Raw genomic sequence first — 7,915 nt, forward strand, 5'->3', positions numbered from 1 at the left:
TCATCGGATTGCCCAGGGCAGCGCCGCCCACCACTGCCGGACGCGGTGCCGACCAGCTCCAGCCGCGGCCTGACTCGACGCGCCGCTGTTCCAGCCAGCGCTGCTGGTCGAACATGAATTCGGGCGGCATGAACTGCGCATCGCTTTCGCGCGCCGGCGTCTTGAAAGGGCCAAGATGGCCGCCATAGACTTTGTAGCCCTGCATCAGGCTGATATGGCGCAAGCCGGGCGCGTGGGCTTCCACCGTCTGCACCGTGTTCTGCAGCATGGCCAGGTTGGGGGCCACCAGTTCGCTCCAGCTGGGGCGATGCTGATAGGCCGCATAGAACACGTGTGTGACCTGTTCCAGCGGGGCCAGCTGGCGTTTGGCATCGCTGGCGTCGAGCAGATCCACCGAAACGTGGCGCAGCCGCTCCTCTTTGCGGTGCTCGCCACCCCTGCGCGACAAGCCGATCACCTCCCACTGCGGCAGGGACAGCAGGTGCGCGATCAGCTGGCTGCCGATCACGCCGTGGGCTCCCACTACCAGGGCGGTCTGGCGCTGCGGCCGGGAAGTGCTTGGGGTCTGGGTCATGGCGGGCTCCGTCAATCAGATGGGGGTAGTCCGTTCGGTGCGGGCCAGGGTGGCCGGTCGTGCATCCATCTTCCAGCTAACCAGGGCCACGGCAATCCCCGCCAGCGGCAGCAGCGCCGCCACGTAAGGCACCGCATGCAGGCCCGGCCCATGATCGATGGTCACGCCACCCAGCCAGGCACCCGCAGCATTGCCCAGGTTGAAGGCCGCGATATTGGCCGAGGAGGCCAGGTTGGGCGCACCGGTCGCCTTTTCCAGCACGCGCATTTGCAGTGGCGGCACGGTGGCGAAGGCCGCCATGCCCATCAGGCCCACGCCGATGATGGCGGCGATCTTGTTTTCATTGGTGAGCCCGAATAGCACCAGTACCACCGCCAGCAGCACCAGGCTGCCCAGCAGGGTGGCCATGAGCTTGCGGTCAGCCAGCTTGCCGCCGGCCAGGTTGCCGATCACCAGTCCCAGGCCGAACAGCAGCAGGATGGGCGAGACCGCCGACGCCGGGAAACCGCTGATGTCGGTCAGGATCGGAGCGATGTAGGTGAAGGCCGCGAACACGCCGCCAAAGCCCAACACCGTCATCAACAGCCCCAGCATGACCTGCGGACGCATGAGCACGCGCACTTCCTTGCCGAAGTCGGCTTCTTCACCGCCTTGCGAGCGCGGCACCAGCACGGCGGTCGCAGCCAGCGCGATCACGCCGATGACGGTGACGGCCCAGAAGGTGGCGCGCCAGCCATAGATCTGACCCAGCCAGGTGCCGAAGGGCACGCCCAGCACGTTGGCCACCGTCAGGCCAGTAAACATCAGGGCGATGGCCGAGGCCTGCTTCTCCTTGGGGACCAGGCTGGTGGCCACCACCGAGCCGACACCGAAGAAGGCGCCATGGGCGAAGGAGGCCACCACGCGCCCGATCATCAGCGTGGCATAGCCCGGCGCGATGGCACAGGCCAGGTTGCCGATGACGAAGACCACCATCAAGGCGATCAGCAAGGTCTTGCGCGGCAGGCGTCCGGTGGTGGCCGTGACCAGCGGGGCGCCCACGAACACGCCCAGCGCATAACCGGTTACCAGCAGACCGGCCGAAGAGAGGCTCACGCCCAGGTTGGTCGCTACTTCCGGCAGCAGACCCATGATGACGAACTCGGTAGTCCCGATGGCGAATGCGCTGATGGTCAGCGCCCAAAGTGCAATTGGCATGGCAATCCTTCCAGAATGAGGAGTAATGAGGGTTTCCGGCTGCCGAACCCGAAATGGAGTCGCAGCGATGTGAAGGATTGTGCGCGCAGTCTTTGTTGAGAAAAATGCCGTTACAATCAAAGAATATTTGATCCGGAGTCAACAATGAGTATTCAGTCCGAGGAATTGCGCACCTTCGTCGCGGTCGTTGAGGCCGGCACGCTCTCGGCTGCGGCCGAAGTGCTGGAGCAGACCACCTCCGGGGTGAGCCGCGCGCTGTCGCGGCTGGAGGAGAAGCTGGGCGCGAGCCTGCTGACCCGCACCACGCGCCGCATGGAGCTGACCGAAGAGGGCGAGGCCTTCCTCGAGCAGGCGCGCGCCATCCTGGCCGCCATGGAGCAGGCCGAAGACACGGTGCGCATGCGCACGCGCAAGCCGGTCGGGAAGTTGCGCGTGGATGCGGCCGTGCCTTTCATGCTGCACTGTGTGGTGCCGCATGTGGGCGCTTTCCGCGCGGCCTATCCGGAGATCGAACTGGAGCTGACCACCAACGACCGCTTCATCGACCTGGTCGAGCAGCGCGCCGACATCGCCATCCGCATCGGCGAGTTGCAGGATTCCACCCTGCATGCGCGGCCGCTGAGTTCAGCGCGCCTGAACATCGTCGCCAGTCCCGAGTACCTGGCCCGCCACGGCGCGCCGGAGTCGGTGGAAGCGCTGGAACAGCACCAGCTGATCGGCTTTTCCCAGCCCGATAGCCTCAATCACTGGCCGCTGCGCCACACTGCGGGAGACCGCTATCAGGTGCGTCCGGCGATTCGCGCCTCCAGCGGCGAGACCATTCGTCACCTGGCGCTGCAGGGGCAGGGCATTGCCTGCCTGTCCGACTTCATGACCGCGGCCGACCTGGCGGCAGGCCGCCTGGTGCGCCTGCTGGATCATTACGATAGCGGCTTCCGTCAAAAGATCTCGGCGGTGTACTACCACAACACCCAGCTATCGCGCCGCATCAGCTGTTTTCTGGATTTTTTGCAATGCAAGCTGTAAATCGGAAACGTTTTGCCGTTATTCCAGTCTGAGCGCCAGCACTGCCGCAAGGGGGAAGGATCCTGTGGCTGTCATCACGACAAGATTGATCCGGAGAGAACAAGATGAAGCAAACGGAAAACGCCATGGCCACAGGCCGTCCATCGATCGCGGCGATGTGCCGCGCACCGCTGCAAGGGCTGCTGCTGGCCGGGGCGGCCCTGCTCAGCCTCGGAACGGCCACGGCGCTCACCGCACCGGCTGCGCATGCGGCCAATGCCAGCGTGCTGTCCTTTTCGCCGCAGGGCGAAGTGCAGCGCATCCGCCAGGTGCGGGCGCGCTTCTCGGAATCGATGGTCAAGTTCGGCGACCCCAAGGCGGCCTCGCCCTTTGATGCCGATTGCGCCATCAGCGGCACGGCACGCTGGGCCGATGACAAGAACTGGGTCTACGACTTCGAACGCGACCTGCCGCCCGGTACCCGCTGCAGTTTCAATTTGCGTGCGGATGCCCGTTCCGTCGCCGGCAACACGGTCAGCGGCAAGACGCGCTTCCAGTTCAGTACCGGCGGCCCGGCGGTGAGCCGCGTCGAACCGTACAGCGGCGCACAGATTGCGGAAGACCAGGCCTTCATCCTGTTCCAGAACGGGCCGGCCACCGAGGCTACGGTTCGCGACCACCTGTATTGCGAAGCCGAAGGCATCAATGAGCGCATTCCCACCAAGGCCGTCGGCGACGCTGATCGCAAGGCCTTGCTGCAGCAGTTCGCCAAGGGCTCGGACCCGGCGTCGGTCACCATCGTGCAGTGCCAGCAGCGCCTGCCCAACGAGGCGCACGTGAAGCTGGTCTGGGATCGCGGCATTGCCGCTGCCAATGCGCCTGCCATCGTGACCTCCAAGCCGCAGGTCTTCAATTTCCAGGTGCGCAGCGAATTCGCCGCCAGCCTCTCGTGCCAGCGCGAGAACGCCAACGCTGCCTGCTCGCCCATCCTGCCGGTCACCTTGTCGTTCTCGGCCCCGGTGCCGCGCAAGCTGGCCGAGCAGGTGGTCATGAATGCCACCACGGGCAAGATCAAGCCCACGCTGGAAGGAGACAAGGACGAAGCCGTACGAGAGCTGCGCTTCAAGCCGCCGTTCCCGGAGAAATCCGACTTCACCATCAGCCTGCCTTCCGGCTTCAAGGATGAAGATGGGCGCACCCTGGCCAATGCAGGGGCCTTCCCGCTGAAATCGGCGCTGGCGGATTTCCCGCCGCTGGCCAAATTCCCGGCCGCCCCCTTTGGCATCATCGAGCTCAACGCTGATCCCACACTGCCGGTCACACTGCGCCGCGTGGAAGCCGGGCTGCTGGTGCGTGGCAAGGACGGCCGCGCCATGCCCGGCCAGGTCGCCGACCTGAAGGTCGATGGCGACAAGGCCGTCATCGCCTGGCTCACGCGCCTGAACAAGTATCACGAGAAGTGGGGCGATCCGAAGAAGGTGGATACGCGCAGCGTCAGCCTGCTGGCCAAGGAACCCGGTGCGAAGAAACTCGATCTGCCTGCACAGAAGGACGCCAAGGAGGGCGAATGGCCCTTTGAAGTGATCGGCATTCCCCTGAAGGATCCGGGCTTCTACGTGGTCGAACTGGAATCCCAGAAGCTGGGCGCGTCGCTGCTGGGCAAGCCGCAGCCGATGTATGTGCGCACCAGCGCGCTGGTGACCAACCTGTCGGTGCACGTCAAGCTGGGCCGCGCCAATGGCGCCGTCTGGGTAACCCGGCTGGACGATGCCAAACCGGTAGCCGATGCCGAGATCCGCGTCTCCAATTGCGACGGCACCCAGCTCTGGCAGGGCAAGACCAACGCCAGCGGCGTGGCCATGATGCCGGTGCTGGAAGATGCCTGCGTGAACCGCGGCTACAGCGCGGAGAACGCCGACAAGATCAGCGGCCTCTTCGTGAGCGCGCGCAAGACCGATGAGAAGGGCCGCCAGGACATGGCCTTTGCGCTGACCTCGTGGAATGAAGGCATCGAATCCTGGCGCTTCAATTTGCCGACCGACATGGACAAGTCGGCCACCACACGCGCCACTACCATCTTCGACCGCACCCTGTTCCGCGCCGGGGAGACCGTCTCGATGAAGCACGTGATCCGCACCGAGACCATGCAGGGCTTCGGCCTCATGCGCAAGGAAGACCTGCCTACGCGGGTGCGCATCAGCCATCTCGGCAGCGGCCAGCAATACCAGTTCGCGCTGAACTGGCGCGGCAACAAGAGCGCCGAGACCAGCTTCACCCTGCCCAAGGAAGCCAAGCTGGGCAGCTACGAGGTCGTGCTCGACCAGGGCACAGTCGATCCCGCTGCCAGCAGCAATGCCAATGGCCAATCCGATGACGGCGACAATGAAGCGGGCTATGGCCGAGGCACCTATGTGACCGGCAGTTTCCGCGTCGAGGAATTCCGCCTGCCCCTGATGCAGGGACGCATTACGCCGCCCAAGGGGGCGCAAGTGGCCATCAAGGAACTGCCGCTGGATCTGCAGCTGAACTACATCAATGGCGGTGCCGCCGCCAACCAGGCGGTGCAGGTGTCGTCGCTGTTGCGGTCACGTTCGGTCAACATCGCTGGCTACGACGGATTCTCCTTCGATGCGCCGCGTAACGACGATGACAGCAATGCTGATGACCAGAAGATCGTCGCCGACAAGCTCGCCGTCACGCTCGACAAGAACGGTGCCGGCCGCGCCGTCATCGGCAAGCTGCCCGCGCTGCAGCGCCCGCAGGAACTGCTCACCGAGATGACCTACAGCGATCCCAATGGCGAAGTGCAGACCATCTCCAACGTCACGCCCTTGTGGCCGTCGGCGGTGGTGGTGGGCCTGCGCACCGGCAACTGGGTCTCGGTGAAGAAGAAGCTCACGCTGACCGCCGTCACCCTCAATACTGCAGGCCAGCCGCAGGCCGGTGTGCCGGTGGAAATCCGTGGCCTGGCGCGCAAGACCAATTCGCACCGCAAGCGGATGGTCGGCGGCTTCTACGCTTATGAAAACGACGAGAGCAAGCAGGACCTCGGCAAGCTTTGCTCCGGCAAGAGCGACCAGCACGGCATGTTCACCTGCGATACCGAATTGTCCGAAGCGGGCAATGTAGAGCTGATTGCCAGCGCCAAGGATGGCAATGGCAACGCTGCTGCTGCCCGTTCCTCGGTGTGGGTCACCGGACGCGGTGAAGTCTGGTTCGATGGCGAGAACCAGGACCGCATCGACATCCTGCCCGAGAAAAAGAATTACCAGCCCGGCGAGACCGCCAACTTCCAGGTCCGCATGCCGTTCCGCTACGCTACCGCGCTGGTCGCGGTGGAGCGTGAAGGCGTGATCGATACGCGCGTGGTGCAGCTGTCCGGCCAGGACCCCACCATCAGCGTACCGATGAAGGCCGAGTATGGTCCCAACGTGTATGTGTCGGTGTTGGCCGTGCGCGGCCGCATGCGCGAGGTGCCGTGGTATTCCTTCTTCATCTGGGGCTGGAAGGAACCGATCAACTGGTGGCATGAATTCCGCGAATACCAGGGACCAGGCCCCATCGTCGATCTTTCCAAGCCAGCCTGGAAATTCGGCATCGCCGAAGTCAACGTGGGTGATGCGGGCCATCGCCTGCAAGTGGCCGTCAGCACCGACAAGCCGGCTTATCCCATCCGCGCCACGGCCAAGGTCAAAGTGCAAGTGAAACTGCCCAACGGCAAGCCCGCCGCCGGTGGCGAATTCGCCCTGGCCGCCGTCGATGAAGCACTGCTGGAACTGCAACCCAATGGCAGCTGGGATGTGCTGCGTGCCATGCTGCAACGTCGCAGCTACGGCGTCGAAACATCAACGGCCCAGATGCAGGTGGTCGGCAAGCGCCACTACGGCAAGAAGGCCACGCCTGCTGGCGGGGGCGGTGGCCGTGCGCCCACGCGTGAACTGTTCGATACCTTGCTGGTATGGAAGCCCAATGTCACGCTGGATGCAGACGGCAGAGAACAGCTGGATGTGCCGCTCAATGATGCGCTCACTTCCTTCCGTATCGTCGCCATCGCCGAGAATGGCATCAGCGACTTCGGCACCGGCAGCATCAGCATTCGCTCCACGCAGGATGTGCAGGTCATCTCCGGCCTGCCGCCGCTGGTGCGCGAGGGCGACAACTTCAACGGCAGCGTCACCGTACGCAATACCACCACGCACGATATGACGATCAAGGTCGCCGCGCGTGCGCAAGGTGGTACTACGGCGAGCACGCTGACTCTGCCGGAACGTGAGGTGAAGATTGCAGCCGGACAGTCTGCCGAAGTCATGTGGCCGGTGCAGACGCCGGAAGGCACCAACCAGCTGGCCTGGGAAATCAGCGCCCAGGAGCAGGGCGGACAGAAAGCGCGAGACGCCATGAAGTTCACCCAGGGCGTCGTGCCGGCCGTGCCGGTCACGGTGCAGCAGGCCACGCTGTTCCAGCTGGACAAGAGTGCCGCCATCAATGTCGCGCGACCCGCCGACAGCCTGCCGGGACGCGGCGGCCTGGCGCTCTCGCTCAAGCCCAGCCTGGCCGGTGGCAGCGATGCGCTCACGCGTTACTTCGTCAACTATCCCTTCGCCTGCCTGGAGCAGAAGACATCCAAGGCCATCGGCCTGCGCGATGAAGCGGCATGGCAGAAGATCGTGGCCGACCTGCCGACCTATCTGGATGGCGATGGCCTGGCGTATTACTTCCCGCCCAGCGACAGTGGCGCGCGCCGCGGCAGCGATACGCTGACGGCCTATCTGCTGGCTGCCACCAACGAAGCCGGCTATGCCATCCCGCAAGCCAGCCGCGACAAGATGCTGGATGGCCTCGCGGCCTTCGTGGAGGGCAAGGTGATGCGCGATTTCTGGTCGCCGCAAAAGGATCTGGACGTGCGCAAGCTGGCCGCCCTGGAAGCGCTGTCGCGCTACAACCGTGTGCAACCCGCGATGCTGGGTTCGATCCAGATCAATCCCAACGTCTGGCCCACCTCGGGCCTGCTGGACTGGATCGGCATCCTGCAGCGCGTCTCTGCCATCCCCGAGCGCGACAAGAAGCTGGAGCAAGCCGACCAGATCCTGCGTGCCCGCCTGAACTTCCAGGGCACGCGCATGGGCTTCTCCAATGAAG

At 64.5% G+C, this 7,915-nt stretch carries 4 protein-coding genes; 2 read left to right on the forward strand and 2 right to left on the reverse strand.

Going from position 1 to position 7,915, the window contains the following annotated elements; all coding sequences use genetic code 11:
- Together B3873_RS05200 and B3873_RS05205 are read right to left on the reverse strand one after the other, a co-directional pair.
- Positions 1–574 (reverse strand): NAD-dependent epimerase/dehydratase family protein (locus B3873_RS05200; RefSeq protein ID WP_286864422.1); only part of this gene is annotated, 574 nt, incomplete at its 3' end.
- A gap of 15 nt (positions 575–589) precedes the next feature.
- Positions 590–1,771 (reverse strand): MFS transporter, encoded by a 1,182-nt coding sequence (locus B3873_RS05205; protein ID WP_286864423.1) that lies wholly within the window; start codon positions 1,769–1,771, stop codon positions 590–592.
- Positions 1,772–1,915: 144 nt separating this feature from the next.
- On the opposite strand from B3873_RS05205, the gene B3873_RS05210 reads away from it, so the two are divergent.
- Positions 1,916–2,797, forward strand: coding sequence for a LysR substrate-binding domain-containing protein (locus tag B3873_RS05210; protein ID WP_209583891.1), 882 nt, complete (start codon positions 1,916–1,918; stop codon positions 2,795–2,797).
- 104 nt (positions 2,798–2,901) lie between these two features.
- Positions 2,902–7,915 (forward strand): alpha-2-macroglobulin family protein (locus B3873_RS05215; protein ID WP_286864426.1); only part of this gene is annotated, 5,014 nt, incomplete at its 3' end.

Origin of the sequence: Herbaspirillum sp. UBA812 (assembly GCF_002296545.1) — a bacterium.
GTDB lineage: Bacteria > Pseudomonadota > Gammaproteobacteria > Burkholderiales > Burkholderiaceae_D > Herbaspirillum > Herbaspirillum huttiense.

Coding starts and splice junctions, on each gene's coding strand:
- B3873_RS05210 (WP_209583891.1), top strand. CDS start 1,916: ATGAGTATTCAGTCCGAGGAATTGCGCACCTTCGTCGCGGTCGTTGAG.
- B3873_RS05205 (WP_286864423.1), bottom strand. CDS start 1,771: ATGCCAATTGCACTTTGGGCGCTGACCATCAGCGCATTCGCCATCGGG.